Origin of the sequence: Halapricum desulfuricans (assembly GCF_017094525.1) — an archaeon.
Lineage (GTDB): Archaea > Halobacteriota > Halobacteria > Halobacteriales > Haloarculaceae > Halapricum > Halapricum desulfuricans.
On record NZ_CP064788.1, the window covers coordinates 1,079,605 to 1,104,066 of the forward strand.

Below are 24,462 nucleotides of genomic sequence, written 5' to 3' on the forward strand. Positions count from 1 at the left end.
CGGAGATCAGAACGGAGCCTGCGGGCCTTCGTCGTCGCCGCCGTCGTCGACACTCCCGCCGCGGGACTCGCCGGGGAGCGTCGGACCGTCGTCGGCACCGCCCATGCCACCGCCGCTGCCGGTGTTGGCGTGGACGGTCTCGATCTCGGGGATCTCTTTGGTCATTCGGGTCTTGATCGCCTGGATCGTCATCGGGGAGATACCACAGCCACTGCAGGCTCCGCCCAGCGCAATCGTGACTTCTCCGGCTTCCGGATCGAGCTCCCGGATCGCCGCGCTCCCGCCGTGCATCTGGATCTGCGGGAAGTTCCGCCGCAGGAAGTTCGCAACGCGGTTTTCGAGGTCGCTCGTTCCGCTGTCGCTGTCAGTACTCATACTCCCGCGTAAGCGAGCGCGGCGTTTGAACCTTTGGTTCGTGACAGCCACACGCCGCGGATACAGATTGCTATACGTCTGTTCCGGATCGACTGTCAGATGCAGGACGATCGGATCGTCATCGATTGAGGTGCTTGCTCGGCAACGTGGCTCTGGACAGGGATGACGCTGCCCTTGCTCTCACGTTCGGGGGACGACGTTGATGTTCGTCCGGAACCGGTTGTCCGGATCGTAGATCGCCTTCAGTTCGGCGAGTCGATCGTAGTTCTCGCCGTAGACCAGCTTCGCCCAGTCCTCGTCGTCCTGCTGTTCGTACCCGACGTAGCCCGGATACGCGTATTCGCCTCCGATATCGCGGGCTTCTCGCTCACGTCGTCGCACCCATTCGAGGTTCTGGTCGGTCGCCTCGGGGTCGACCCACTGTCCCTCGATAACGAGCAAGTACTCCTTGTCGGTCCAGGGCGCGGCTGTCGCGTGATCGCTGTCCCCGATAGCGCCGCCCGTCGTCCAGAGACCGATCCCGTCGAGTGGCGACGGCGCGTCGTCCGTGCCGGTCCGGATGAGGTCGAGGTGATCGTCAGTCAGCTCGTCGAGGAAGACCGACCGCTGACTGTACAGGTGCCCGTCGGGGAACATCTCCGCACCGAGTTCGTGCAACGCCATGTAGGGCATCTCTCCGGACATGTCAAGAATAGGGTCACCGAGTGCCCGGTACGGATCGAGTACCTGCGCGGCGGCGTCGGGGTCGCCGAGATACGCCCCCATGATCGCGATCGACGGCGTCCCCTGCAGGTCCTCCGGGACGTCCGGCAACGGCGGGACGTGCGTGTTCAGCAACATGGTACTGAGCGCGTCCGGGGCCTCGGTCGCCAACTCGCGGAAGCCTTCGAGCACCGCCTCGGCGTCGTCGCGTGGATAGAAGACGCCGAGTGCCGGGACGACGGGCGGTGTCTCGTACAGCTCGAACGTGAGTGCAGTGACGACGCCGAAGTTCGCGCCAGCGCCACAGATCGCCCAGAACAGGTCCGGATCATCGTCCGGGCTGACAGTGCGAACCGTGCCGTCGGCAGTGACGAGCTCGACTTCCCGGAGGCCGTCGAACCCGGCCCCGTGCTTGCGTCGCATCCAGCCGAGTCCGCCACCGAGTGTCGATCCGGACAGGCCGACCACGGATGCGCTCCCCGTGGGGAACGCGAGTCCGTGTTCGAGTGTTCGTTCGAGAGCCGCCCCGGCAGTCGCGCCGGCACCGACGGTGACGCGCCGCGCGCCGCTGTCGACGTCCACGGCAGTGAGATCCGCGAGGTCGACGACGAGCCCGTCCTCCACGAGGGCGCTCCCGGCCTGGTGGTGGGCGTTTCCCCGGATCGAGAGATCGAAGTCGTATCGATCCGCGAATTCGAGGCTGGCTGCCACGTCTTCGGCGTGCCGGACCCGGACGATGACTGCCGGATGCTTGTCGACGAGTCCGTTCCACACGTCCCGGGCATCGTCATACGCGTCGTGATCCGGAAGGATCAGGTCGCCGTCGAGTCGCTCGTCGAACGTTTCGACGTCTGTCGCTGGTATCTCACTGACCGAATCGTTCGGTGACGAACCGTCACTCATGCTCATCAATGGACACAAAAGCGGTATAGTGGTCCGGAAACGAGCAGAAAGTTCCGGTGCAGCGTCATGGTGATTACTCTGAGACGCGGCCTATGCCGAATCCGGGTTCCGAATGTTCTCGACAAGAGTTTGCAGCGCAGATTCCGACAGCGGTTCGATGTCGACTTGACTCCCTGTTTCCGTGTACAAGATCGCGGTCGAGATCGCCCGCTCCGGGTACAGGGCATCCAGTACGTGGTAGTAGACGCTGAGCTGCTTTCGGTACTCGGACTCGGCGTGCCGGCCGCGGTCCGTTTTGTAGTCGATGATGTCGATGCTGTCTGGCGTGATGTGGAGTAAATCGATCACGCCGGAAAGCGTGATGTCGCCACTGTCGGTCGTCATTGGGAGATACACTTGCTGTTCTGGTCGAAGCTCACCGGGCAGCGAATCGATACGTTGCTGAACGTGTTCCTCATCAGTGTTACGTGGGACGACATCAGCGCCGAGGACGTACGCCTCTGCGAACTCGTGGACCTGCGTTCCGAATTCTGTGCCCATCCCGTCCTCGACGTCCTCGTACACTGCCGTGTCCATCAACGAATGCGGTGAGAGCTTTGTCGGACCGACCTCGTCGGGAATAGAGAGTGTAAGTGTGGCCCGTGGATCACCAGCGATATCGGCGTCCTCGACGTCAGCGGTCCCTGGCTGAATATCGACTGGGAGTTCGTCTAAGAACGTGTTCGGATCGTCGCCGGCAGTGAAGAGGACGTGGTTTTCGGCGCGGGTAATCGAGACGTAGAGCAACCGTCGCTCCTCGTCGTACTCGCGGTTCAGACAACGAGTGAGAACGTCTGCTTTCCAGTTATCGTAGATATACGGGTCGCCATGCGCGTTGGCGAAGGTTTTGCGTTGGCGGAGGCCGGCCGCGTCGTCGTACATAATCGTCGGCGAGCGACCGCCGGACGGTGGAAACCGGCCGTTGTTCATGTTCGCCAGGATCACGATGGGATGTTCGAGGCCTTTGGTGGCGTGAATCGTCTGGACAGTGACCGAGTTCGTCGCGGCGCTCGTGTTGACTTCGTGCGTACTTCCGTGTTCGATGCCACGCGCAATGAACCGGATCAGGTCACCGACTGTGAGCGTCGTCGTATCGCGAATCGAGTTGATTGTGTGAAGGAGGACGTCAGCTCGCGACCCATCGAATCCGTAGCGGTCGAAGACTTTCCGCATCACGCCGCCGAGACTCTCGAGTGACGCGAGTGAGTCTCGGAAGGCACGCATATCCGCAGGATACGACTCCGTCTCAAGGATGTGATCTATCTCGTCAAGGGTATAGCCGGCCCGTTCGAGAACCGGTGCCCAGCCCCGGTCGGCGTTCGAGTCGAGAATACGGAGCCACGCGAGCAGGAGCTTCGCCTGATCGGTACGGAACAGTTCGATACCGCCGTCATAGGCCATTGGAAAGTCATGGTCGTCGGCAACGGCCTGGAGTTCTCGCCCGAAATCACGCGTCCGGGTCAACACGGCGATATCGCGGTACTCCGGGTCCCGAAGCTCGCCGTTTTCGTCCCGGACCTGGTATGCAGAGTTGCCGACGACGTCTTGGATTTTCGTGAGGACAGCCTCGTGTTCGTCTTCGTGCTGGTAGGCTTCGATACGTGAGTTCTCGTGCTCGGTATTTGAGTCAAGGCTCACGATGCGGTCCTGGATCTCGTCAGCGTCGAACGAGTCGTACGTGGCGGCAGGCGTGACCAGACCCTCCTCAGAGAAATCCAGAATACGCTGCGTCGACCGGTAGTTCTGTGTCAGTTCGATCGTCTGGACAGACGAGGTATCGTAGGTGATCCGTGAGACATCATCGTTCAGATCAGCGGCGAACTGGGTGAGACGCTGGCGAAAGTCGAGAATGTTCTCGACAGCGGCATACTGAAAGGAGTAGATACTCTGTTTCCAGTCGCCGACAACGCAGATGTTGTCGGTGCCGGCCAGCAGAAGCCCAAGCTTGAACTGGATCTCACTGGAGTCCTGGAATTCGTCGATCATCAGGTACTCGTATTCGAGACGATCCCGGAGTGCGTGGTCCTCATAGAGGAGCACAAACGCGAACAACTGGAGGAACCCGAAATTCAGGTAGTTCCGACTAAGCGCGAATTCGAGGTACTCGAAGTACACGTCATGCACGAACCCCTTGAGGTCCTCACGATCCTCCGCAAAGACTCGCTGTGCGAGTTCCTCGGGGACCTGTTTGCCGTCGCCGCGGACCGCAGCTTTCGACGGTGCCTCCGGCAGATAGCATTTGTTCTTCCCGTACTGGTAGAGTTTCGACCGAAGCCGTGACTGTTTGCTCCCGCCGTTGCGTGGCTCGTTCAGCGTGTCGAACTGGCGCTTGAACGCCTCGAAGTCCCCGTCGAGGTACTGCCCGCTATCACGGTACCAGCCATCGCTGGTCGGGAAGACACCCTTCGAGGCCAGCTGATTGATCAAACCAAGCAACGCCAACGGATCCGAAACGACACGGATCAGGTCGGTGTACTCGGGGTGGTCATCGACGAACTGCTCGAAGAATTCACTGAACAACGCTTCTTCGACGATATCGTCTTCGATGATACGCGTCGAGCTCGGGATCCGCTCATCAATACCGAGTCGCGTCGGCACATCAAAGCCGTGATTCTGAAGAATATCGTGACAGAGGCTGTGAAACGTTTGAATCGGCGCATCAGCGAGTTCAGCCATGCTGTAGTCACACTGGCCGACAATTCGGTCTTTCATCTCCGTTGCCGCGTTTCTGGTGAACGTGATCAGCAAGATGTCATCGGGCGAGGCGTCAGTCGTCGCCAGGATATTCGCGTACCGGCGAGTAATAGCGAAGGTTTTGCCCGTGCCTGCACCGGCATCGACGAGATAGGTTCCGTCAAGGCTCTCGATGAGTTTCGTCTGTCCGGCGTTCGGCGTCGGCCGGTCAGGCTGTTCAGACGAGACGTTGCTCATTGGTCGCCCTCCAACAGGAGGTCACGGTGATTCACGCGTCGGTAGTTCGGTTCGTCACGCAATTCAGCGACTGGGAACCGTTCAGCACCGCCGCGACGCGTGTTCAACTCCCCGAGGCGATCGGTGACGAACGATTCAAACGCGTCGAGGTCGTCCTCGAAATAGTTCTGGTTCCGGATGCTGATCAGTTCGCGGATCGCTTGTTGACACCCTGTCTCGACGTACTTGTAGTCGCCGACGGCGTCTTTCATACGATGTTCGAGCGCTGTCCCGAACGGTGAGTCGATAACGTCGTCGCTATCGCGGGTCTTCGGGAAGTCCGCCGCTTCGAACACTGCCACGTAATCATCATACGCCACCTGTGAGAGAGTCTTCTGGCACTTCTGCGAGCCCTCATCTCGCAACCGTTCAAAGACGGCTCGCTGCTGGATATACTCGTCATACGGAGTCGGGTAGTAGGTGATCTCAGTGAGCGTGTCAGATAGCTCTCCTTCGCCCCGGACGACGTCGTCGACATTTTCGAGGAAATGCAAGAAGACGAACTCAAGCTGCTCATTGGGGTGTTCCGTGCGCTGGTGGGTAAGATACAGCAGTGCCTGGAAGTTCGGCGTGTCGGAGATCCCCTCCAGCGCAGAGTTCTTGACGACTTTCGTGGCCGACTTCTTCGATCCCGATTTGTAATCGACGAGTCGCGTCGCTGACTGGACAAGGTCGATTTTCCCTTTCACACCGACGTCTTCGTTCTCGAACCACCGCTCGGTCAGGTCTGAATCGACAGATCGGTCGTAGTATGCCGCGAAATCGTTTTGCTGCCACGACTGTGTTTCGACGGCAATATTGCCAGTCTCTGGCCGATTCTCGTCGAGAAATGCCACGATGTTCTCGACCCCGACACGGTACCGTGTCCGGCGTACGTCCCGATCAACGTCGCGTACGAACGGCTCCATCTCGGCGACCATGAAATCGACGACCTCGTCTAGCCCGCGTGCGGCGATCACCTCAGGATGGTGAACGTAGAACTCGGCGAAGTCGTGAAAGAGATTCCCTTCGCGGAAGTAGTCCTTGTTTGGCGAGTCCACGAGCCGGTCGAAGAAGTAATCGCGAGGCGAGTTGACATAGGTACTCAGACCCGATTGACTGATCGTCGTGAGCTCAGTCGGTTCAACCGAGACTGCGTCGTTCCCGAACGGTGTCTCGCTCTTGATGCCATCGCGGGGAGCAGCATATCGTTCGGCATCGAGATCGGTGAATCGAGTGAACGACGTATCCAATAACTCCTCGAAGTAGAGACACGGTGTGACAGGGCTTCCGCCGACGGTATCGCGGACGAGGTAATACTGCGCGGCGCCGTTCTGGAGAAGCAGCTGGAACTGCCGGATATGGCGGTCGTATTCAGCATCGCGATCGACCCACGGCCGCCGCAGTGGTGACCTTGTCCACCCATCGTCCAGCCCCAGATAAAACACGAGCGGCCGGTCAACGTGTGTCGCCGATTTCGCGTCTGCAAGCAACACTCCCTTGTTCTCCCGCGACACTGGAACCTCGTAGGACTGGAGATAGAACTCCAAGTCATCAACGCGCGCTTCAGTAATTGGGTGCGTTGCGATCCCGAGCGACGCTAACTCGTCATGAAATGCCTCGAACTCGGTACGCAGCATCGATTCGTACTCGGAAAGCGCACGTTCAAACGACCACGTACCGCTCTCGACGGCGTCACAGAACGTCTGAAAACGAGTTACTTCTGGGACATCGAGCGAGTGGAGCCGCTTTTCGTCGTGATCGACATCGAGGTCGAGCCCGATATGCTGTAGTACGGGCTTGATATCCGAGACTCGGACATCCTGCCCACGGAATGGGGCCCGGAGCAGGTTCACGAACGCACGGTGATCCGGATCGTCCAGAAAGCCCGGCCCACCGTAGAACGGGATACCAGCGGCGTCGAATGCGGACTCGACGAGCGTGGAGAACTCACTCCCGGCATCAAGCACGACCGCGGTGTTGTCAGCATTGGCAGGGGAAATCGTGTCGAGAAGGGCCCCGACGATGTCTGCGGAGGTATCGAAAAGGCGGAACGGTGGCTGATCGAACGCGTCATCGGTGAAGCGATCGATTTCGGTGTACTCTGACGGGAGGATCGACCGTTCGAGCGCCGTCAGCTGAGGATACCCGACAACTGCGAGATCGATATCCTCGTCGATCGTGAAGTCGGTGAGGTGCCGTGACGTCGTATCAAGGTCGCGAGTCTGCGCAACGGCTTGCCTGACTGCTGGTGTATTGAACTGCTCAAACTCAAGGATCCCGTCCGGTCGGGCCGTATACTCCCAGCTGTGGATGATTTCCTCACCGAGGTAGGACGCTTGCTTCCAGGAGAGGTCCGTCTCGTGAAGGAGTTCGAGAAACACAGTCCGCTCCTCGACCTGTTCGCGCCGACCGGCGGCAGCGCGACGCGGTGTTGTGGCAAAGTCGCCGAGATGTGGCCGGTCCAAGTGCCGGTTGAGAGCACTGGCCAGCGGGGCATCGGGGACGAGAACCAGATCGTATTGCTTCACCTCATCATACAGAGTTTCGAGCGGTTTTGCTCGCTGAATTGGCACGTACACAACGACCGGCGTCCAGCGTATAAGTTTAACTTATACAGAGACCGTCATAGAAAACTTCGATGAAAAAGGCGGACTGCTCAGCCTTCGGCCTCGCCGTCCGGGAACCGCGCTCGCTCCGCTCGCGCGGATACGACTGCTGCATACAATCTCTATATCTTATACTATCTTCTGTAACTATATCTATCTTAACATTTCACTATTCAGAATTTTGAGGTGAAATATTCGCGCTTCGGCGTGGGCGGAAGTCAAATATACGTAGTGCGATAGACGAAGTATGGTCGATAAGCACATTTCTCGTCGCCGGCTGCTCGCAGCAGTGGCCCTCTCTAGCTCGGTCGCGGGCTGTACCGGCCTATCCAACGAGGAGTCCGGGACCACCCCATCGGGTAACTCAACCACCAGTGTCGAGGTCACCAAGGCAGTAACCGGCATCTCGAACCCTTGGGGACTCGCTTTCCTCCCCGACGAGTCAGGTCTGCTGGTGACCGAGCAGGCAGGGCGGCTCCTGCTAACGGACCCGAAGACCGGCGACCGAACCACACTGGCAGGAGTCCCCGATGTCTATGCACGCGGCCAGGGCGGGCTACTAGACGTGACGCTGCATCCCGACTTCGACTCGAATCACCTCGTCTACCTCACTTACTCTGTGGCGGATGCGGATGGTTCGACCACACGGGTCGGTCGCGGACGACTGGAGCGCGACCGGGGGCAGATCGCTGACTTCGAACCTATCTACACTGCCCGCCCGTTCGTCGAGTCTGCATCCGTCTTTAGCTAAGAGAAGAACCGCAGTACAGCAGTAGCTTATCGAGGCTTCTTTTCGAGAGGAATGAGGAGGTGTCGGTTGTGCACACTAAAACCTCCTCATCGAGAGTTATGCGTCGGCTCACTACACTGTTTCCCTCCGAGTTCCTCGAAGAGCACGCCGAGGAACTCGGCGTGGTCGAACGAGAGGGAAAACTCCAGGTTCCAGTCCTCGTGTGGGCGCTCGTGTTCGGCTTCGCCGCAGGCGAGAGCCGAACACTCGCTGGGTTCAGACGCAGCTACAACTCCACAGCTGACGAAACGATCTCGCCCGGTGGCTTCTATCACCGGTTGACACCGACGCTGGCGGAGTACCTCCGCGACCTCGTTGAGCGCGGTCTCGACGAGGTCGCTGTTCCCGACGCTGTTGACGCTGATATCGACCGATTCAGGGACGTGATGATTGCTGATGGAACGGTGTTGCGGCTCCACGAGTTCCTCTCTGATGAGTTCCAAGCCCGTCACGAGGAGCAGGCTGGAGCGACGCTCCACCTGCTCCATAACGCCACCGACAAGACAATTGAACGGATCGACGTAACAGACGAGAAAACGCACGACAGCACGTTGTTCAATACAGGTTCGTGGCTGCAAGGACGGCTCGTTTTGCTCGATCTAGCGTACTTCAAGTACCGCCGCTTCGCGTTAATCGACGAGAACGACGGCTACTTCGTGAGTCGGCTGAAGAAGAGCGCGAACCCGGTGATAACAGAGGAATTACGGGAATGGCGCGGGCGCGCCATTCCCTTGGAGGGCAAGCAGATCCACGATGTGGTCGATGACCTCTCGCGGAAGTACATCGACGTAGAGGTCGAGGCGGAGTTCAAGCGAGGACCGTACGAAGGGACGCGCTCGCTGGATACGAAGCGGTTCCGCGTCGTCGGCGTCCGCGACGAGGACGCCGACGACTACCATCTCTACATCACGAATCTGCCGAGAGAGGAGTTTCTCCCGGCAGATCTAGCAACGCTGTATCGGTGTCGCTGGGAAGTAGAAACGTTGTTCCGTGAGCTGAAGACACAGTACGAACTGGATGAATTCGACACAAGCGACCCGGATGTCGTGGAGATTCTGCTGTATGCGGCGTTGCTGTCACTGCTGGTGAGTCGTGAGCTGTTGGATCTGGTCACCGAGCAGGCTGACGATGAGATCGTGTTTCCGCCGGAACGCTGGGCGGCGACCTTCCGGTCGCACGCCCAGCTCATCCTCCACGAACTCGGTGAGTACCTTGGCTACTCGCCACCGCCGCTGTTGGAGCGGCTGATCGAAGACGCACAGAAGATCCACCAGCAACGACCGATCTTACAAGAGACGCTCGCTACCGCCACGCAACCGAGGTGTGAGTCTTAGCTAAAGACGAATGGGCGGATCATTTTCTCGTCGACCGTAAGCTGATCCGCAGTGACTGTCGAAATTGGCTGTAGATCGGCTTTGTGAACCCACTCGTGGATCGCTACATGACTCCGTTGGACTCCCAACTCATCGAGAAACTGACTGGCATCCCGTAATGACATACCTGCCAAGTGACATCGGATGCCTACTTGAATCGCCCACTCGGGAGTCCGATCTCGCTCCACAAACGACAAGTCTATCCACGCGATACTCTCGCTGAGGCGGCCGGTTTCTGTCATAGACACTCAGAACTCGTCCGCCTCATCCTCTAACTTAACGCGACCCGCCGAGCGGCACCACCTTTTATGACGGGGACGCGTTCCCTGACTGGCGTGGCGACCTGTTTATCGCCGGCCTGGCGAAACGGTATCTCGCGCACTTTACCGTCGATGGTCGCGAAGTAACAGAGGTTGAGCCACTACTGGCCGACCGCGACCAGCGTATTCGTGACGTGATAGCTTCGCCAGTCTCGGGTCACCTTTTTGCAGCGGTGGATGCCGACAACGCGCCGATATACCGTATTGCGCCTGCTATCAGCTAAAAGTCCCGTTGCGAGGGGCTCAGATTTGTGGCTCATTCTCATTGGTATGAACAATCCTGACGGCACCTCCGACCCCGACACGGTGACGGCGTCATCGCTTTGAGCGAGCCTCGAACGGTGCTGACGGGGCAGTGGCCGTTGGAGTTATCCGTGAAACCAGTACAGGGAGGTGACGTATGGCAGCCGGTTGAGCATCCAGATCGCGACCGGGATCCCCACGATCGTGACTGCGAACAACGACGCAGCGTTCGCCCACAGCAGGCTCAACCACCACCCGACGAGGACGAAGTTAACCCACATCGTTCCCCTAGCGCTTCCCGACCCATTCACTCCACAGGTTTTGGCCCCACCCCACGTCAAGGGCGGGCTTTTCGCCTCAGGCGGTCAATAATCGCCGAGAACGCCGAGTCGGCGAGCTCGCCGTGTCGCATAGTGAAATACTAGGTAGCCGGCTGCCAGATAACCCACTGCAACACCAACAAGCAAAGCGAGATCGAACGGGCTGAACTGCCAGATCCGGGTCCCGTCAACCATCGCCCGCTGAAGCAGTGCACTCCCGTGTGCAAGCGGGAGCAGCCGAGTCCACGGAGCGTCGAACACGGGAGCAGAGATCAACACGATGAACCCGAACTGGAGGAGGTTGAGCCAGTTCCCGATCCGCTTGTAGAGGACCGTGACCCCGCCAGCTGCGAACCCGAGCCCGAGCACCGACGTGATCGCCAAGCCCGCGACGCTGATTGTCGTCACCGGCTCGATCCGGAGTGTCGTCCCTGTCATCAGGAGCATCGCGACCAGTACGATCAGTGACGTCAGGAACGTCCGGACAATCTTGGCAACGCCTTTCAGTAACGCGACCGGCGCAAACCCGAACGGCGTGGTGATGTGTCGTTCAAGGGTCCCCCACTGTACCTCGCTGCCGATGTCGTTCGACACCGACGAGTACGCGCCGACAGACAGCGTCCAGAGGAAGTAGCCAACGATGATGCCTTCGAGTGACTCGGTGAGGGCTTGCCCGGCCAACTGACGGCCGCCATAGAATAGCACGCCAAAGAAGAACAGTGAGACGACGATTCCCCCGATCGCGTTGGCCGGATACCGGACAAAGATGAGAAACTCACGGTACAGTACCGCTCGTGCGAGATGGTAGTACGTTGCCGGGCGAGGCTGTTCGATCGACTCGGGATCTGTCATAGCGACCGCTCACCCTCACTCGGCCCGCGAAGTCCCTGCGTGTCACCAGTCAGGCTGACGAACACGTCCTCAAGATCGGGCTCGACGGTGTGGAGTTGCTCGACTGTGACTCCCGCATCACGGAGTGTGTCCATCAGCGTGTACAGTTCCTCACCAACCGCTTCCAGTTCGACGCGACGACTCCCGTCGACCGTCTCGACGCTTAGTAGCGTGAACGCGCTTTCGAGTCGATTCACGACGTGATCGTCGATGTCCGCGCTGGTGATTCGGATCGCGTTGCGGTCGGCACTGCCCAACAACTCCTCGACGGTGCCGTCAGCGACGATCTGGCCCGCCGACATCACGATCACGCGATCACAGACGTCCTCGATGACAGTCATATTGTGGCTGCTGATGAAGATCGTCAGCCCTTCTTCACGGGCGAGTCGCGTCAGCTCGGTCCGAAGCGTGCGAGAACTCTCGACGTCCAGGCCGAGCGTCGGCTCGTCGAGAAAGATGAGTTTCGCGCCACCCGCAAGCACGCTCGCCAGCGACACCTTTTGCTTCATCCCACGTGAGAGGTTCCGGACAGCGGTGTCGGCGTGGTCGCCAAGCCCGAGCCGATTCAGGAGTCGGTCGTGTCGGGCCGTGACCGAATCGGGATCGACCCCGCTGATCGTCGCAAAGTACCGCAGATTCTCTCTGACAGTGAGTCGCCAGTAGTCGTTGCGTGCCCCTTCGAGCATCGCGTCCACGTCGATGTAGGCCCCGCGCCGGCCATCGCTCGCGTCAGTCCCGAAGATCTCCACCGATCCCTCGTCCGGCAGCACCATCCCGAGAATGGATTTGATCAGCGTCGTTTTTCCCGCACCGTTAGGACCAAGTAGCCCAACGACAGCGCCCTGTTGGACTGTAAAACTCACGTCGTCAACGGCAATAACCGCGCTTTCTCCGTCGCCAAACCGTTTGGAGACACCGTTGACAACCAGCGCATGCTCGCCGACAGCAGTGGTAGCCATCTCCCCGAGACCGTCGCGAGCGCCATTCTCTGTCGGACCAGCCAGTGTGGCCTCCTTACGGCTCCGATCACCCGGTTCCTGGCCGGTCGACGTAGCGTCGCCCATTGCCGTGTCTTATACTCTCGATGGACATAAGCGGCACCCGGCAAATCCGGGTCGATTGCCCGTTCCGTATTATCGTTCTACAGATCGAAATATGGCGTGACACTCGTTGGCGAGTACACGACGATGTCGACTTCGGTTTGTGCCTTCCTTCTTTGGTGCCACAGACACGAATACCGGATATGGAGTCCGTAACCGTTCAGGGTACTGCGGTCCCGATGTTAGGGCTTGGCACGTATCAGCTACGGGGCGATGCGTGTGTCCAGACGGTGCGCGAGGCCATCGAGATGGGGTATCGGCATATCGACACAGCCGAATACTACAACAACCAGCGCGAGGTCGGCCAGGGTATTGCGGCCGCCGATGTCGATCGAGAAGACATCTTTCTCACGACGAAAGTGTGGCGGTCGAACCTGGCCCATGACGACGTGCTGCAGTCTGTCCAGGAGAGTCTCGACAAACTCGGGGTGGAGACTGTCGATCTCTTGCTGATTCACTGGCCGAGTCAGTCGGTTCCCGTGGGTGAGACGCTTACCGCAATGGAACAGTTACAGACGGAAGGCAAAGTACGTCATATCGGCGTCAGTAACTTCTCAGTCGAGCAGTTGCGGGAGGCGATGCAAGTGGCTGAGAGCCCGGTGCTGACCAACCAGGTGAAGTATCATCCGTTCCACAGCCAGGCCGAGCTCGTCGAGTTCTGCATCGAGCATGACGTGCTGCTCACCGCCTATAGTCCATTAGCGAAGGGGGACGTCGTCGGCAACGAGACGTTGGCGACGATCGGCGAGCGATACGGGAAGTCCGCCGCACAGGTCGCACTGCGCTGGTTGCTCCAGCAAGAGGTGGTGGCGGCGATTCCAAAGGCCGCTAGCCGAGCGCATCTCGAAGAGAATATGGCAGTGTTCGACTTCGAACTCACCGACGCGGAGATGGAACGCATCTTTGAGTTGCAGGACGGGCTTATCGCTGCTCTCCGTGATCGACTCGGACTCTGAGCGTGCTGTGGCGTGTCAACGATAAGAACTCGCATATACTGACATAAAGCATCCACCTTTCCCCCTAGTCATTGATGATATCGTCCCAATGGGGGTGTACAGCGTTGAGTGTACACGGCAGGTCAGGCGCGCATTTGACGCTGACTTGCCACTCATTGCAGCCATCCGCTATCACGCGACGGAGGGGTTCATCGGCGAAATCAAGAAACGCGATACCGTCTTACAAGTCGCCGGTTTCACGGGCCGCAGTAGCCCGGCCCCTGACTGGTGGGGACGCCGACTCCGAAGGTCGTTTGGTACGGGCGAGGAACGACCTTCCTCCGCGGTGACAACTGGCGACGAGTCCCAGATCAAAGCCCCACCATCCACGAGCGAACCCGTTGGGTGAAGCGAAGTAGAGTGGAGTCGGTTACAGCGAGCGCACTGGGAAACCGACACAACTGACCGTATGAGACGTTTTGGCGATCAAGCCTGGCCGAATCCCTGAACGGGGTGCCGTCCCCGAGCAGCATCGACGTCGTGTGGGTCTGATTCAAGGCTGTCCGGTCCAAACAGAGCGGTGTGGCCGGAACGCTCGTGATCGGTTCGCTCGCGCTCGCACTGCTCGCTGAAACGGCCGAAATCGCTGCGCTAGCGGTGAGCGTCCGCTGGCCGGATCGACGAATGTGGCCCCCTGGCGAGATCGACCGTCGGTGGCTATTCTACTGGGGAAATACCGCGGTCGTGGTCGGTGCACTCAGCGCCGTCGCGTTCCACGACGCGGAGAGCTGGGTCTTTGCCGGACTGGTCTGGGACGTCCTCGGAGGTGGGCTCGTAGTTGTTGGTGGCGCACTCGCTGTCTGGGCTGGACGGACACTCCGGTTGCGCGAAAGTGTCGGCCTCGACGGGTCACTTGTCACTGACGGTCCGTACCGCTACTCGCGCAACCCGCAGCTCGTCGGCATTGGTTTGGTGGCGATCGGTGTCCTCGTCGCCGTGAACTCGACACTGCTGACTGTCGGTGCGATTCCGGGCGTGATCTGGCTCTGGTTGTTACCTGTGGCCGAAGAGCCGTGGCTGGGCGAACAGTTCGGCGAGGAATATCGCGCGTATCAGCGGACAGTCCCACGATTCGTGGGCTGGCGCACGATCGACCGGCTGCTTGATCGATGACCGCGGCTACAGCGTTCGGGCGACTTCGAAGCCGTCAGCGATCGCGTCCTGAGCTTTGCCAACGGATTCGGCATCGCCGACAGGATACACTGGAACGTCGATATCCTCGGCGGTCGAGGGGAACACATCGTCACTTGTGACGCCGGTCGCGAGCACGTACCGATCGATGTCGTTCCACTCTCGGGTGGTCCCGTTGTGCGTCGCGACAGCGCGACGCCCGTCGACGCGGTCGAGATCGGTCTCCGGGTGCAGTTCGACACGTTCGTCCGCGCGCAAGCGGGCGAGGAGTGGCCCCTTTTCAAGACCGAGCATATCGCCACCTAGTTCATCAAGCAACTCGATAACGATCACGTCGTTGTCGGCCGCCGCAAGCGTATCTGCCGCTTCCAGACCGACGTATCCGCCACCGATCACCATCACTCGCTCCTCGGACGGCATTCGTTCGGGGGCGAGTATCTCTGCACCGTCCGGATCAACGTCTTCGAGCCCGTCGATCGGCGGCACGATCGGAGTCGATCCGGTCGCCGCGATCACGGCGTCGAAATCCACGATATCCGTCGGTTCGGCCCGCTGGTCGCGTACCGTGACACTCTCGCTGGCTTCGAGTCTGTCGACGAAAAAGTCAATTCCCCTCTGGAGGGGGTCTTTCCCAGGTGGAGACGGGGCATACTGGAACTGCCCGCCGAGTTCGTCCGATTCGAACAGCGTGACATCGTGGCCGCGGTCGGCAAGCGTCAGGGCGGCAGACATTCCTGCTGGACCCCCACCGACGACTGCGATCTCGCGTGGATCGCTCGTCGGTTCGACCCGGAGGCTGCGGTCCGTACCGACGGCAGGATTGATCACACAGCCGAGGCCGTCGCCGGATTTTACACCGCCGAGACAGCCGTCGTTGCAGGCCATACACGGTCGGGGTGCCCCATCGACAGCCTCGAAGTACTTGCCGAGGAAGTCCGGATCAGCAACCAGTGGTCGCCCGACTGCGATCAGATCCGCGAGTCCGCGCTCTTCGATCGATTCGATGTCCTCGAACGTGTTGATCTGCCCGACTGCCATCACGGGGACATCGAGTTCCGCTCGGAGCCGTCCTGCGTACTCCCAGGGTTTGCCCTTCTCGGCGTACATATGCTGGAAGAACGCCGGCGGTCGAGCACAGATCGTCCCGACCGTCACGTGGATCCCATCCACACCACGGGCCTGCAGTCGCCGTGCGAGCCACTGTGCCTGCTCGAAATCGATCCCGCCATCGACGCCGTCGTCGGCCGTGAGACGAACCAGTATGGGCAAATCCGTCGCTGATCGAACAGCCTCGAATACCTCGAATCCGAACCGTGCCCGGTCTTCGAGATTGCCGCCGTAAGCGTCGTCACGGTCGTTGACGGCCGACGAGAGGAACTGCGCGATAAGATAGCCGTGGCCAAACTGTAGCTCGATCGCGTCGAAACCACCATCCTGGGCGCGTTTCGCGCCGTCTCTGTATAGCTCGATCGCCGACTCGATGTCCGTGTCGTCCATCCGTTCTGGCGTGATGCCCGTCCGCTCGCACGGCGTGGCCGACGCCGAGCGGTGGGCGGTCCCCTCGATCTGGGGATTGGCCATCCGACCGGGATGGTTGAGGTGCGCGATAGCTGCCGCCTCCCCGTCGTGGATCGTCTCGGTGAGCGAGCGAAGGCCCGGTATCGCGTCATCGCTATCGATTCGCAACTGTGTCGGCAACTCCCGTAGCGTCGGGTCGAGCGCGAGTGGTTCCGGCGTTATCGCCCCGACGTACTCGGCCCGGCGTGCGTAGAACTGTCGAACGCGATCTGTCACGTGGCCGTCTGCATCCCCGTATCCCGTCTTGACCGGGGCCATCACGAACTTGTTTGACAGCGTGTGATTTCCCAGTTCCATCGTTATATCTATTCCCGACCATAGACCATCAATATTGTCCTATAAGTCCACAATAGTGAACTCTCCCGGGGTCAAGCCCCGGGGCAGTCTCCTTGACCGCCTGTACATTGCTGGCTGCTGTGCGGGTTACCGACCGCGAGCGAGTCGCTCAGCGTTGTAGCTGTCGATACTGGTGTTCTCGATCCGGCGCCGTACCGCCTCGATATCATAGGAAACTCGATGCAGATCAACAGCCATCGCATCGAGATCGACGACCGCATAGGCCGCATCTGGATCCCTGTCGCGTGGCTGGCCGACACTACCGGGATTGACGACGATCCCGTCAGCAAACACTTCGGCATACTGGACGTGCGTATGCCCGAGGACAAGCACGTCTTCGTCGTCAAGAAGCGTCGGTTCGAATGCCGCGGGTCGCGTGTAGCGATTCCGCTCTTCGGGATGATCGTGGACGACCTTCAGTCGGCCGTCGAAAAGCAGGCGCTCTCGCGGAAGGGCCGCCAGCCACGACCGCTGACCCTCCGACAGCGTGCGGCTGGCGTACTGGTCGCCTGTCTCGTATGGCTGGTCGGTGACAACGGCCCGATCGTGGTTGCCCTCCACCGTTGGAATTGACTGCCCGCGAACTATCTCGATGCACTGCCCCGGTGACGGACCGTATCCGACAACGTCACCGGCACAGACCAGTGCATCCACGTCGTCCATCTCCTCGAGGACGGCTTCCAGCGCGATGGCGTTGCCGTGGATATCTGAGAGCAGGCCGATGCGAGTCGGGTGGTCACTCACTCGGCATCACCCCCGGTATGCTCCAGTTCGAGTAATTCGCCCGCGAGATCGCGGAGTTCGTCGGTTTCATCGATCGCGGCCAGCCACGCGTCGGGAAGCGACTCCGCGCCAAAGCGAGCGCCGGCGACGGCCCCAGTGATCGCACCGACTGTGTCGGCGTCGCCACCAGCGTTGACCGCCCGGACGATCGCCTCTTCGACACTGTCTGCGTCAAGCGCATAGTACAGCCCCGCCTGGAGCGCATCGACGACGTAGCCACCGTTGTTGAGCTCGCTTTCCGAAACGCTGTCCGGCAGTCCCTCGACAGCGTTGACGAGCTCCGGTGCGTCTGACTGGCCGGGATAGGTCGCCGCAAGAGCGCGTCGCAACGGCTCGTCCTCGCCGCGAAGCAGACCCGCAATAGTGAGATTCAGGACGGCACAGCCACGCTTACAGCGGGGATCCGCGTGGGTGATCGCTGAAGATTGTTCGCTCACGCGCCCGAGATGCTGCGGGTCGTCGGTGAAAGCCAGCGCGTACGGCGCACACCGCATCACACTCCCGTTGCCGGCGTTACTACCTTCCCGTCGTGACTCCCAGACATCTTGGCCGGCGTGCTCCCACGACTCACCCTGCTGGAGACGAGCGAGGGCGTCGCGAGTCATCAAGCCAATATCGAAGGGGTCGGTCTCGTACCAGCCCACGAACCGCTCCGCGACGTCAGCGCCGTCGAAACCGCCGGCGTCGACGAGACTGCGGGCGATCCGAAGCGCGAGTTCGGTATCGTCGGTGATCGTGCCGGGCGGTTGCCCGTGACTGCCGTCGCCGAGCATTGAGTCAACGGTGCCGTGCTGTGCCTCGATCGTCGCGGCGGATTTGAATTCGACTGGCCGGCCAAGGGCATCGCCGCAGGCTAGCCCGAGGAGACAGTCTTCCGCCTGTGAGGAGGGAATCATCATTGGAGGTCCTGTGATCGCTTTCGATATCTGACGCGCTGTGCTACTATGTGTGCTGGAATCCTGGTAAGCGTACTCATACTGGGTCAATCTCCGCAAGTGCCCACGCGATTCTGTTCCGAACGGCTTCGTTTGGCTCTTCCTGGAGACGTTCTTCGAGTGTCGCTTTCGCCTCCGACGCCTCAAGACGGCCCAGCGTCCAGCAGGCGTTCTCTCGGACCATCTCGTTGTCATCCGAGAGCAGGTCGATGAACGTCGGAGTCAGGGGATCGACCGACGCCGGGAAATCCTTAGCCACCCGTGCGAGCGTGCCACTCGCGTTGATCCGGGTCCGAGCATCGTCGACCGTGAGCAGTGCTGCGATATCATCGACGTACTGCTTGACCGTATCGGTATGGAGGTCAGCCACTTCGTAGGTCAGCGCGACGGCGTTGTTCCGGAGTTTGTAGTTGTCGGCGTCGTACAGTTCGACGAGATCCTCGAAGACGTCGATCACAAGTGCAGAGGATGCCCTGACGGTACGGCCGAGCGCCGCTATCGCGCTCAATCGAACGTGATCCAGTTCGGACTCGTCGATGGCGATGTCGGCGAGCGAATCAGCAGCCGCTTCGGTCGCCTCGGGGACCTCTGTCGCGACCGCTGCGAGAGCGGAGACAGCATGCTGTCGTTGCTCGGCACCTTCGTCGAGCAGAGCAACGAGTGACGGGACGGCGTCGACGATATCGCTTGGGACCTCCCTGGTAATCGCAGCAAGACAACCGGCCGCCTCACGTCGGACCGACGGCCGATCCGAATCGAGATACGGTTCAATGTCTGCGACCGCCGGTGCGATGTCCTCTGGACTGGTACTGCCGATCGCGTGGAGGGTCGCCAATGCGTCGTGGAGGCCAGCGGGGTCGTCCTTCCGAAGCAATGAACGCAGGATAGGAATCGCGGGCGTGCACGCTGCTGGTCGAACCGCCGCGAGGGCGGCCAAAGCGTGGAGGGCATCTCGCTGCTGTTGGGGCGGCAACGGTTGCTGATCTAGCAGTGTCAACACGGGCGAGAGCCGCAGCTGGTTCGGCGCTGTATCCGCAACCCGGCGGAGCGCCGCTGCTGCGTCGGGTTGTGTCCGGCCTGTGCGGTGACCGCTTCCGCCGACAGTGTGACGGCGTGGACAACGTCAATTGCACCGACGGGCACAGTGACCGACTCCCCCTCGGGGACGAGTGCAGAGCAGCGAACGCCCGGCCCCGCACCCTCAGCCGAGTCCTCAACCACGGTAACGTTCCAGCACAGTCGCGTCACGTCGTCGCCGTCCTGTTCGTAGGTGATCTCGAATCCGGGCGTGTCATCGTACTTCCCTAGGAAGGATGCGAGCTGGTCAGCGTCCGCGGGCATAATCCCTGCCACCGTCGGTAGCCCGCCATCCGTGACGAGATCGTCATCACTCACTTGCGCATCAACTGACGGGAGCGAGAGGTCGAGGTGCCCATCACGGACTGCCGGGGCAAACTCCCAGGCGTGGTAGTGCTGCCAGCCCTCGACGTCGCTCAGATCGAGGTCGTCAACGACGATATAGCGGTCGGCTGCCGGGTGCAACGCTTCGATCAGTGCCAACCGTTCCCGCCGCGTCGGGAAGCGTTCGTATCGGCCGTCCGGCTGTTTGTCGCCGAGCCAGTGGTCCCAGTCATCTGCGTGACGGCCAACGATATCGACGACGCCGGGAATCGCCGCTTCCTCGGCCAGATCTTGGTTTCCAATCGCGTAGACGGCGTGGTCAGTTTCGTGCGCGAGGTGACGTACCCACTCCAGCGGGACCGCCTCGTGCCGCGGATGCGGGTTGACATCGACAGTCCAGTCGCGATCGAACGCAAAGACCCACATCAGTCCCGATCGCCCGCCTGCTCGACCGTCGGCTGGATCTCGACGCCGGCCTCGGCACACAGCGTCTCAAGCACGTCGATCTCCTGCCCCAGCGTGTCGTCACCGAGTGCGTTGGCTTCCGCGACCAGATACGCCCGCAGCGTCTTGAACTGGCGGCCATACTTTGCTGGCACTGTCAGCGGTACCGACTCGCGTTCCTGTTCGTCCGGTCTCCCGGCGTCGATCCAGTCATCGACACCTGCCGACCCGTTCACGCGTGAGTGGACGTCCTCGGCCCACGCGCGAAGCAGACCCGCATACCGGGCGAGCGCAGTCGCTTTCCGGACGCCGCTGTGATCGAACGACGGCATATCCCGTGGGAGTTCGACGGCGACGCGCTCGGTGTGATGGCTGCCGTCGCGTTCGACCCACGACGCGACCAGATCGACCGCACGGTCCTCGTCGGTCACGTCCAGTTCGACCAAGACGACCCCGCCGCGGGTCTCGCCGTCGGCCTTGGGCGAAGGGAACAGCGTCGTCACGTGAATCAGCTGGTCAGTGCTGTCATTGCCGGGGGCGCCGTGGACAGCGGCGATCTCGCAGCCCTCCGCATCGAGTTCCAGCTGGAGATCGAACACCAGTGGCGACACCATGTACGCGAACTCCTCGCCGAGGCGTTGCTCGAACCCCTCGACGGAGTGGACAAAGTAGTGGTTCGCACCGCGGACATCTGAGACGGCGTCAGCGAGGTCGGCGTTCTCGTCGAGCCCGATCCCGAGAAACGTTGTGTGGATCCCGTCAGCAGCAGCGTCCGCGAACAACTCACGGAGTCGCGTCTCGCCGGTGCTGCCCATATTCGGCATCATATCGGTCATAAACACGACGCGGCGCTCGCTGTCGGGCTCGGCCGATGCGTCCTGCAGGAGATCCCACGCTGCCATGAAGCCGTCCTCCATGTTCGTCCCGCCGCCAGCCGACACCTCACGGATGTGTTCCCGGATCGCGTGCATATCCGTCGAGCCAACGTCTCGCAGCGGCTTGGCGACGTGGGCGCGGTTGTTGTACAGGACGACGCCCAGTCGATCCTCGTCGTCTAACTGCTCTGTAAGCGCACACAGCGCGCGAGTGGCGGCGTCGATCTTTCGCTCGCTCGACGTCTCGACCTCGCGGCGGCGGCCATGTTCGTCGTAGTAATACTCGTCGAACGGGGAGTCCATCGACCCTGAGACATCCACCACCGCCACCAGATCGAGGCGCGGCCGCTCGAAGTCATCAGTCGACAGCGTTGAGTCCAGCCCGACGCTCAGAACATGTTCGGTCTCAGTGGTGACGGGATCTTTCGAGACGCCGGCAGCGTACCGGGGCGCGAACAGCGCGTCCGTCTCGGCGCGGCGGCCGCCCGTCTCGAAATAGTAGTCGTAGAACAATCCCTCCGTGCTGATCGCCCCGGGCTGGGGCGTGTACCCTTGCTCGATGTTCTCCCGAAAGTTCGTCGCGTCTTTCCCGCCGCCAGTCGCCAGTCCTATCGTGTCTGACGACGATGCCATCATCGAGTGTTCCATACTCTCGATGCTAGGCTCGCGCTCCCCGTCGGCCGGGAGATGCAGGTCGCGGTCGTCGAAGACCTCCCCACAGTTGTCACAGACGTAGTCCGGCGCCGTATGTCGCGTTCGGTCGTCCCGATCCATCGGCTGCCAGTCGTCAACTGTCTCGCGGTCAGCGCGAACGAGCCGCGTCTGCTCTGTCGCGATGAAAAACGGGTCGTCGATCCCCAACTCCGCAACAGCCTGTCGAAGTGATGCCGGTGCGGCGTCGATCGCGACGGCGTGGCGCAGTTGTGCGTCGCAGTTCGGGCAGCGTTCGTCGCTCGGGTCCGCGGCGGCTGTCGGCACGCAGTACCGCACCTCGGTGACCTCGTAACGGCGTCCGGTCTGGAGGCCGTGGACGTCGCAGTCGGCAGCGGCTGGAACCAGCAGCGTCTGCGTCGTTTCGTCGCCATCGAACGACAGTCGATGGACGCTGGTTCCATCGATGTTGATCGTGCGGCGCGTGATGAAAGCACCCGTGAAGTCGGTCCGCTCGCCGTCGGCGGTATGTGTTGCTGACATAGGTTCCTCCCCTTTGAGTCGTACCGGCCGCACTGTCTCCGGAACAGTTGGATGACGCTCCCATCCTGAACAAAGACATCCTATTGTGCCTTTTCTGGCCGGGACACCCAACAATATGTTCTTTAGTGGCATAAATCCTTCGACAAGGGGAACACTATTGTGGGTAGCGCTCTGATAACGGACAATACGATGTCGATAATCCGGCGGACGGATCAACGCGACGACCACCCAGCAATCCACAGCTACGGCTGCGTCACATAGCCATGTCTGCCGACATTCAGGACGCGCTGGTCCGGGCGCTCGCCGACCACAACCCGTGGTGGCAAGCTGGCGCCGCAGCACTTCAGGGAGAGCTGCCCGACCGGCAGAAAAGCGACTTCTACCACCTCGTACGGCCCGACGAAGCGTCGACGCAGTTCGAGGACGCGACGGTGTTCGGGCTCGTCGGTCGCCACGGCGTCGGCAAGACCACGCTCCTCAAGCAATTCATCCACCTCCAACTGCAGCAGGGTGTCGAGCCGGAGCGATTCCTCTACGTCCCCTTCGACGCAAACGCGCTCTATCAGCTCCACTCGGCCGACCAGCTCCAGCAGGTCTTCCGGTATTACGAAAGCCGTGTCCTCGGCCGGCTCGACGACCCGGCTCCACACTTCGTGATCCTCGACGATGTCCACCGGGTCGCCCACAGCGATAAACGGAGTGTCGATGGCTGGGGCACCGTCGTCCGCGACGCCCTCGCTGACGAACAAGGTCGAAACGTCGTCGTCGCGGCCGGCGCGACCGAGCAGGTCAACGGTGAACTCGACCGCGTCGGCTTCGACTCTGACGCGTACCACACGCAGCCGATCCTCCCCGAGAAATTCCGTGATTACATCTTCACCCGCTATCCCGATCTCGAAGACGGGGACACGCGTGTCAGTCCGACCCCGCTGCGCGCCGGCGACGGCAGCCTGCCGCACGCGCTCGAAACCGGCGAGACAGAGGCACTCGTGGAGACGCTCCGCGACCAGCACCAACGTGTCGCAGACGTGTCTCGCCGCCTCCAGTCCCAGGTCGCTCACTATCTGACGCTGGGCGGCGTCCTCAGCTACGTTGCGGACGGTTCTGCCGTCGATGCCTCCGACATCGGGGCCGACGCCTACCAGTTACTCTACCGGAACCTGACGGCGACGCTCTATCAGGACGCACCGAGCCTGGACTCGATGCGGACGATCGCGGATCTCGAACGGCTGTGTGCGCTCGCCGCGCGCAACCGTGGTCGCGAACCGATCCGGTTCCAGCGTCTCGTGGACCTGTTTGATGTCGATCGCCGCACGATCCGCGACAGTTACCTGTCTGTCCTCGAAAAACTGTTCGTCCTGACCGCGGTCACCGAGTACGACAACCAGCGCCCGCGATCGACGCGGCTGTATCTCCGTGATACGGGGCTGGTCTCGGCACTGGAAAACAAGACCCCCCGTGCAGCACTGGACGATCTGGATTACGAAGCCGATCTCGCCCGGATCGCGGCGTTTGACCACACGATGCGGCTTTCCTACGGGGTGAACGCCGCGCAAGGGAATCCGGAACCACCGTCAGTGCAATATTGGCGGGGCCGGAACGGCGAAGTCGATTATGTCTTCGAAGTCGGTAGTACACCAGTTCCAGTCGCCCTTGCCTACCGATCCAGCGCTCGTGAGAACAAGTATGAAGCACTGGCAGAATTCAGAGATCACTATCAGGCACCAATCGGCTTGCTCGTCACTGGAGAGACGAGTGGCCGCATTGAGCCCGTGATGCAGCGGGATTCAAGCGTGATCGAACTGCCGTACTGGCTGTATCTCCTGCTATGCTGACGACGGCCCAGAGTGAAGCTTCAACTCCCGACGTGTGAGTTCCACACCAGGTTCTTGCGGGGAAGAACGCACTTTGACAAAAATGATGTGCAAGATGTAGAGCATATCTGCAGCACTGAATGACAACTCGCCCCAATCGAGACGCTTGCTATCCAGTCTGCCACCCGATGAACCTCTCAAACCCAAGAGTAAAGCCGAGAAAGGCGACAGCGAACACGAACCAACGGAACACATCGAAGGTGCCAGTGAACGCAAGCACGTTGAAAATGTACGACAACGATGCACCAACGAATGCAGCGACGTAGAGGTTCCGTCGGATGTCCATGCAGGTACTTCTAACG

18 protein-coding genes and 3 pseudogenes are annotated in these 24,462 nt (G+C 60.8%); 6 read left to right on the plus strand and 15 right to left on the minus strand.

Annotated elements, in window-relative coordinates; all coding sequences use genetic code 11:
• Positions 1-6: 6 nt before the first annotated feature.
• The 4 genes from HSR122_RS05610 to HSR122_RS05625 all read right to left on the minus strand — a co-directional run bounded on the left by HSR122_RS05610 (position 7) and on the right by HSR122_RS05625 (position 7,544).
• Entirely contained in the window at positions 7-375 is a 369-nt protein-coding gene (locus HSR122_RS05610; protein ID WP_229111787.1) for a NifU family protein, read from the minus strand.
• A gap of 180 nt (positions 376-555) precedes the next feature.
• Positions 556-1,980, minus strand: coding sequence for an FAD-binding oxidoreductase (locus tag HSR122_RS05615; protein ID WP_229111788.1), 1,425 nt, complete (start codon positions 1,978-1,980; stop codon positions 556-558).
• Between the two features lie 90 nt (positions 1,981-2,070).
• Positions 2,071-4,950, minus strand: coding sequence for a UvrD-helicase domain-containing protein (locus HSR122_RS05620; RefSeq protein WP_229111790.1), 2,880 nt, complete (start codon positions 4,948-4,950; stop codon positions 2,071-2,073).
• Positions 4,947-7,544 (minus strand): PD-(D/E)XK nuclease family protein, encoded by a 2,598-nt coding sequence (locus tag HSR122_RS05625; RefSeq protein WP_229111791.1) that lies wholly within the window; start codon positions 7,542-7,544, stop codon positions 4,947-4,949. Before HSR122_RS05625 ends, HSR122_RS05620 begins: the two co-directional genes overlap by 4 nt.
• A 280-nt stretch (positions 7,545-7,824) precedes the next feature.
• On the opposite strand from HSR122_RS05625, the gene HSR122_RS05630 reads away from it, so the two are divergent.
• Together HSR122_RS05630 and HSR122_RS05635 are read left to right on the plus strand one after the other, a co-directional pair.
• Complete coding sequence (locus HSR122_RS05630) at positions 7,825-8,328, plus strand: PQQ-dependent sugar dehydrogenase (RefSeq protein ID WP_229111792.1); 504 nt, start codon at positions 7,825-7,827, stop codon at positions 8,326-8,328.
• A 98-nt stretch (positions 8,329-8,426) separates the two neighbouring features.
• Positions 8,427-9,701, plus strand: a complete 1,275-nt coding sequence (locus HSR122_RS05635) for an IS4 family transposase (RefSeq protein ID WP_229109028.1) — start codon at positions 8,427-8,429, stop codon at positions 9,699-9,701.
• A 14-nt stretch (positions 9,702-9,715) separates the two neighbouring features.
• On the opposite strand, the pseudogene HSR122_RS15100 reads toward HSR122_RS05635, so the two are convergent.
• A pseudogene (locus tag HSR122_RS15100) lies at positions 9,716-9,982 on the minus strand (IS6 family transposase); the annotation flags it as partial.
• A gap of 44 nt (positions 9,983-10,026) precedes the next feature.
• Between HSR122_RS15100 and HSR122_RS05640 the strand changes: the two are divergent.
• Positions 10,027-10,284: pseudogene (locus HSR122_RS05640) on the plus strand (PQQ-dependent sugar dehydrogenase); the annotation flags it as partial.
• 144 nt (positions 10,285-10,428) lie between these two features.
• Here the strand turns inward: HSR122_RS05640 and HSR122_RS05645 are convergent.
• The 3 genes and pseudogenes from HSR122_RS05645 to HSR122_RS05655 all read right to left on the minus strand — a co-directional run.
• Positions 10,429-10,578 (minus strand): annotated as a pseudogene (locus tag HSR122_RS05645) (YccF domain-containing protein); the annotation flags it as partial.
• Between the two features lie 90 nt (positions 10,579-10,668).
• The gene (locus HSR122_RS05650) at positions 10,669-11,475 is read right to left on the minus strand and encodes an ABC transporter permease (protein ID WP_229111794.1); all 807 of its coding nucleotides are present in this window, start codon (positions 11,473-11,475) and stop codon (positions 10,669-10,671) included.
• Positions 11,472-12,578, minus strand: a complete 1,107-nt coding sequence (locus HSR122_RS05655) for an ABC transporter ATP-binding protein (protein WP_394355543.1) — start codon at positions 12,576-12,578, stop codon at positions 11,472-11,474. Before HSR122_RS05655 ends, HSR122_RS05650 begins: the two co-directional genes overlap by 4 nt.
• 179 nt (positions 12,579-12,757) lie before the next feature.
• Here HSR122_RS05655 and HSR122_RS05660 point away from each other — a divergent pair, with 179 nt between their 5' ends.
• Together HSR122_RS05660 and HSR122_RS05665 are read left to right on the plus strand one after the other, a co-directional pair.
• Positions 12,758-13,570: an aldo/keto reductase gene (locus HSR122_RS05660; protein ID WP_229112183.1), complete on the plus strand. Its 813-nt coding sequence runs from the start codon at positions 12,758-12,760 to the stop codon at positions 13,568-13,570.
• Positions 13,571-14,131: 561 nt separating this feature from the next.
• The gene (locus HSR122_RS05665; protein WP_229111796.1) at positions 14,132-14,722 is read left to right on the plus strand and encodes a methyltransferase family protein; all 591 of its coding nucleotides are present in this window, start codon (positions 14,132-14,134) and stop codon (positions 14,720-14,722) included.
• A 6-nt stretch (positions 14,723-14,728) separates the two neighbouring features.
• Here the strand turns inward: HSR122_RS05665 and HSR122_RS05670 are convergent, their stop codons facing one another.
• The 6 genes from HSR122_RS05670 to HSR122_RS05695 all read right to left on the minus strand — a co-directional run bounded on the left by HSR122_RS05670 (position 14,729) and on the right by HSR122_RS05695 (position 22,286).
• Positions 14,729-16,615, minus strand: coding sequence for an FAD-dependent oxidoreductase (locus HSR122_RS05670; RefSeq protein WP_229111797.1), 1,887 nt, complete (start codon positions 16,613-16,615; stop codon positions 14,729-14,731).
• Positions 16,616-16,741: 126 nt separating this feature from the next.
• On the minus strand, positions 16,742-17,398 hold the full coding sequence (locus HSR122_RS05675; protein ID WP_229111798.1) for a metallophosphoesterase family protein: 657 nt from the start codon (positions 17,396-17,398) through the stop codon (positions 16,742-16,744).
• The gene (locus tag HSR122_RS05680) at positions 17,395-18,333 is read right to left on the minus strand and encodes an ADP-ribosylglycohydrolase family protein (RefSeq protein ID WP_229111799.1); all 939 of its coding nucleotides are present in this window, start codon (positions 18,331-18,333) and stop codon (positions 17,395-17,397) included. Before HSR122_RS05680 ends, HSR122_RS05675 begins: the two co-directional genes overlap by 4 nt.
• A 76-nt stretch (positions 18,334-18,409) precedes the next feature.
• Positions 18,410-19,246 (minus strand): HEAT repeat domain-containing protein, encoded by an 837-nt coding sequence (locus HSR122_RS05685; protein WP_229111800.1) that lies wholly within the window; start codon positions 19,244-19,246, stop codon positions 18,410-18,412.
• Between the two features lie 119 nt (positions 19,247-19,365).
• Positions 19,366-20,199 (minus strand): hypothetical protein, encoded by an 834-nt coding sequence (locus HSR122_RS05690; protein WP_229111801.1) that lies wholly within the window; start codon positions 20,197-20,199, stop codon positions 19,366-19,368.
• On the minus strand, positions 20,199-22,286 hold the full coding sequence (locus tag HSR122_RS05695; RefSeq protein WP_229111803.1) for a vWA domain-containing protein: 2,088 nt from the start codon (positions 22,284-22,286) through the stop codon (positions 20,199-20,201). Before HSR122_RS05695 ends, HSR122_RS05690 begins: the two co-directional genes overlap by 1 nt.
• Before the next feature lie 263 nt (positions 22,287-22,549).
• Here HSR122_RS05695 and HSR122_RS05700 point away from each other — a divergent pair, with 263 nt between their 5' ends.
• The gene (locus HSR122_RS05700; protein ID WP_229111804.1) at positions 22,550-24,121 is read left to right on the plus strand and encodes an ATP-binding protein; all 1,572 of its coding nucleotides are present in this window, start codon (positions 22,550-22,552) and stop codon (positions 24,119-24,121) included.
• Between the two features lie 148 nt (positions 24,122-24,269).
• Here the strand turns inward: HSR122_RS05700 and HSR122_RS05705 are convergent, their stop codons facing one another.
• The gene (locus HSR122_RS05705) at positions 24,270-24,446 is read right to left on the minus strand and encodes a hypothetical protein (protein WP_229111805.1); all 177 of its coding nucleotides are present in this window, start codon (positions 24,444-24,446) and stop codon (positions 24,270-24,272) included.
• Positions 24,447-24,462: the final 16 nt, after the last annotated feature.

Excerpts from the sequence above, each read along its gene's own strand:
- HSR122_RS05700 (WP_229111804.1), top strand. The coding sequence starts at position 22,550 with ATGTCTGCCGACATTCAGGACGCGCTGGTCCGGGCGCTCGCCGACCAC.
- HSR122_RS05635 (WP_229109028.1), top strand. The coding sequence starts at position 8,427 with ATGCGTCGGCTCACTACACTGTTTCCCTCCGAGTTCCTCGAAGAGCAC.
- HSR122_RS05695 (WP_229111803.1), bottom strand. The coding sequence starts at position 22,286 with ATGTCAGCAACACATACCGCCGACGGCGAGCGGACCGACTTCACGGGT.
- HSR122_RS05615 (WP_229111788.1), bottom strand. The coding sequence starts at position 1,980 with ATGAGTGACGGTTCGTCACCGAACGATTCGGTCAGTGAGATACCAGCG.
- HSR122_RS05680 (WP_229111799.1), bottom strand. The coding sequence starts at position 18,333 with ATGATTCCCTCCTCACAGGCGGAAGACTGTCTCCTCGGGCTAGCCTGC.
- HSR122_RS05655 (WP_394355543.1), bottom strand. The coding sequence starts at position 12,578 with ATGGGCGACGCTACGTCGACCGGCCAGGAACCGGGTGATCGGAGCCGT.
- HSR122_RS05660 (WP_229112183.1), top strand. The coding sequence starts at position 12,758 with ATGGAGTCCGTAACCGTTCAGGGTACTGCGGTCCCGATGTTAGGGCTT.
- HSR122_RS05690 (WP_229111801.1), bottom strand. The coding sequence starts at position 20,199 with ATGTGGGTCTTTGCGTTCGATCGCGACTGGACTGTCGATGTCAACCCG.
- HSR122_RS05620 (WP_229111790.1), bottom strand. The coding sequence starts at position 4,950 with ATGAGCAACGTCTCGTCTGAACAGCCTGACCGGCCGACGCCGAACGCC.
- HSR122_RS05650 (WP_229111794.1), bottom strand. The coding sequence starts at position 11,475 with ATGACAGATCCCGAGTCGATCGAACAGCCTCGCCCGGCAACGTACTAC.
- HSR122_RS05630 (WP_229111792.1), top strand. The coding sequence starts at position 7,825 with ATGGTCGATAAGCACATTTCTCGTCGCCGGCTGCTCGCAGCAGTGGCC.
- HSR122_RS05705 (WP_229111805.1), bottom strand. The coding sequence starts at position 24,446 with ATGGACATCCGACGGAACCTCTACGTCGCTGCATTCGTTGGTGCATCG.
- HSR122_RS05610 (WP_229111787.1), bottom strand. The coding sequence starts at position 375 with ATGAGTACTGACAGCGACAGCGGAACGAGCGACCTCGAAAACCGCGTT.
- HSR122_RS05670 (WP_229111797.1), bottom strand. The coding sequence starts at position 16,615 with ATGGAACTGGGAAATCACACGCTGTCAAACAAGTTCGTGATGGCCCCG.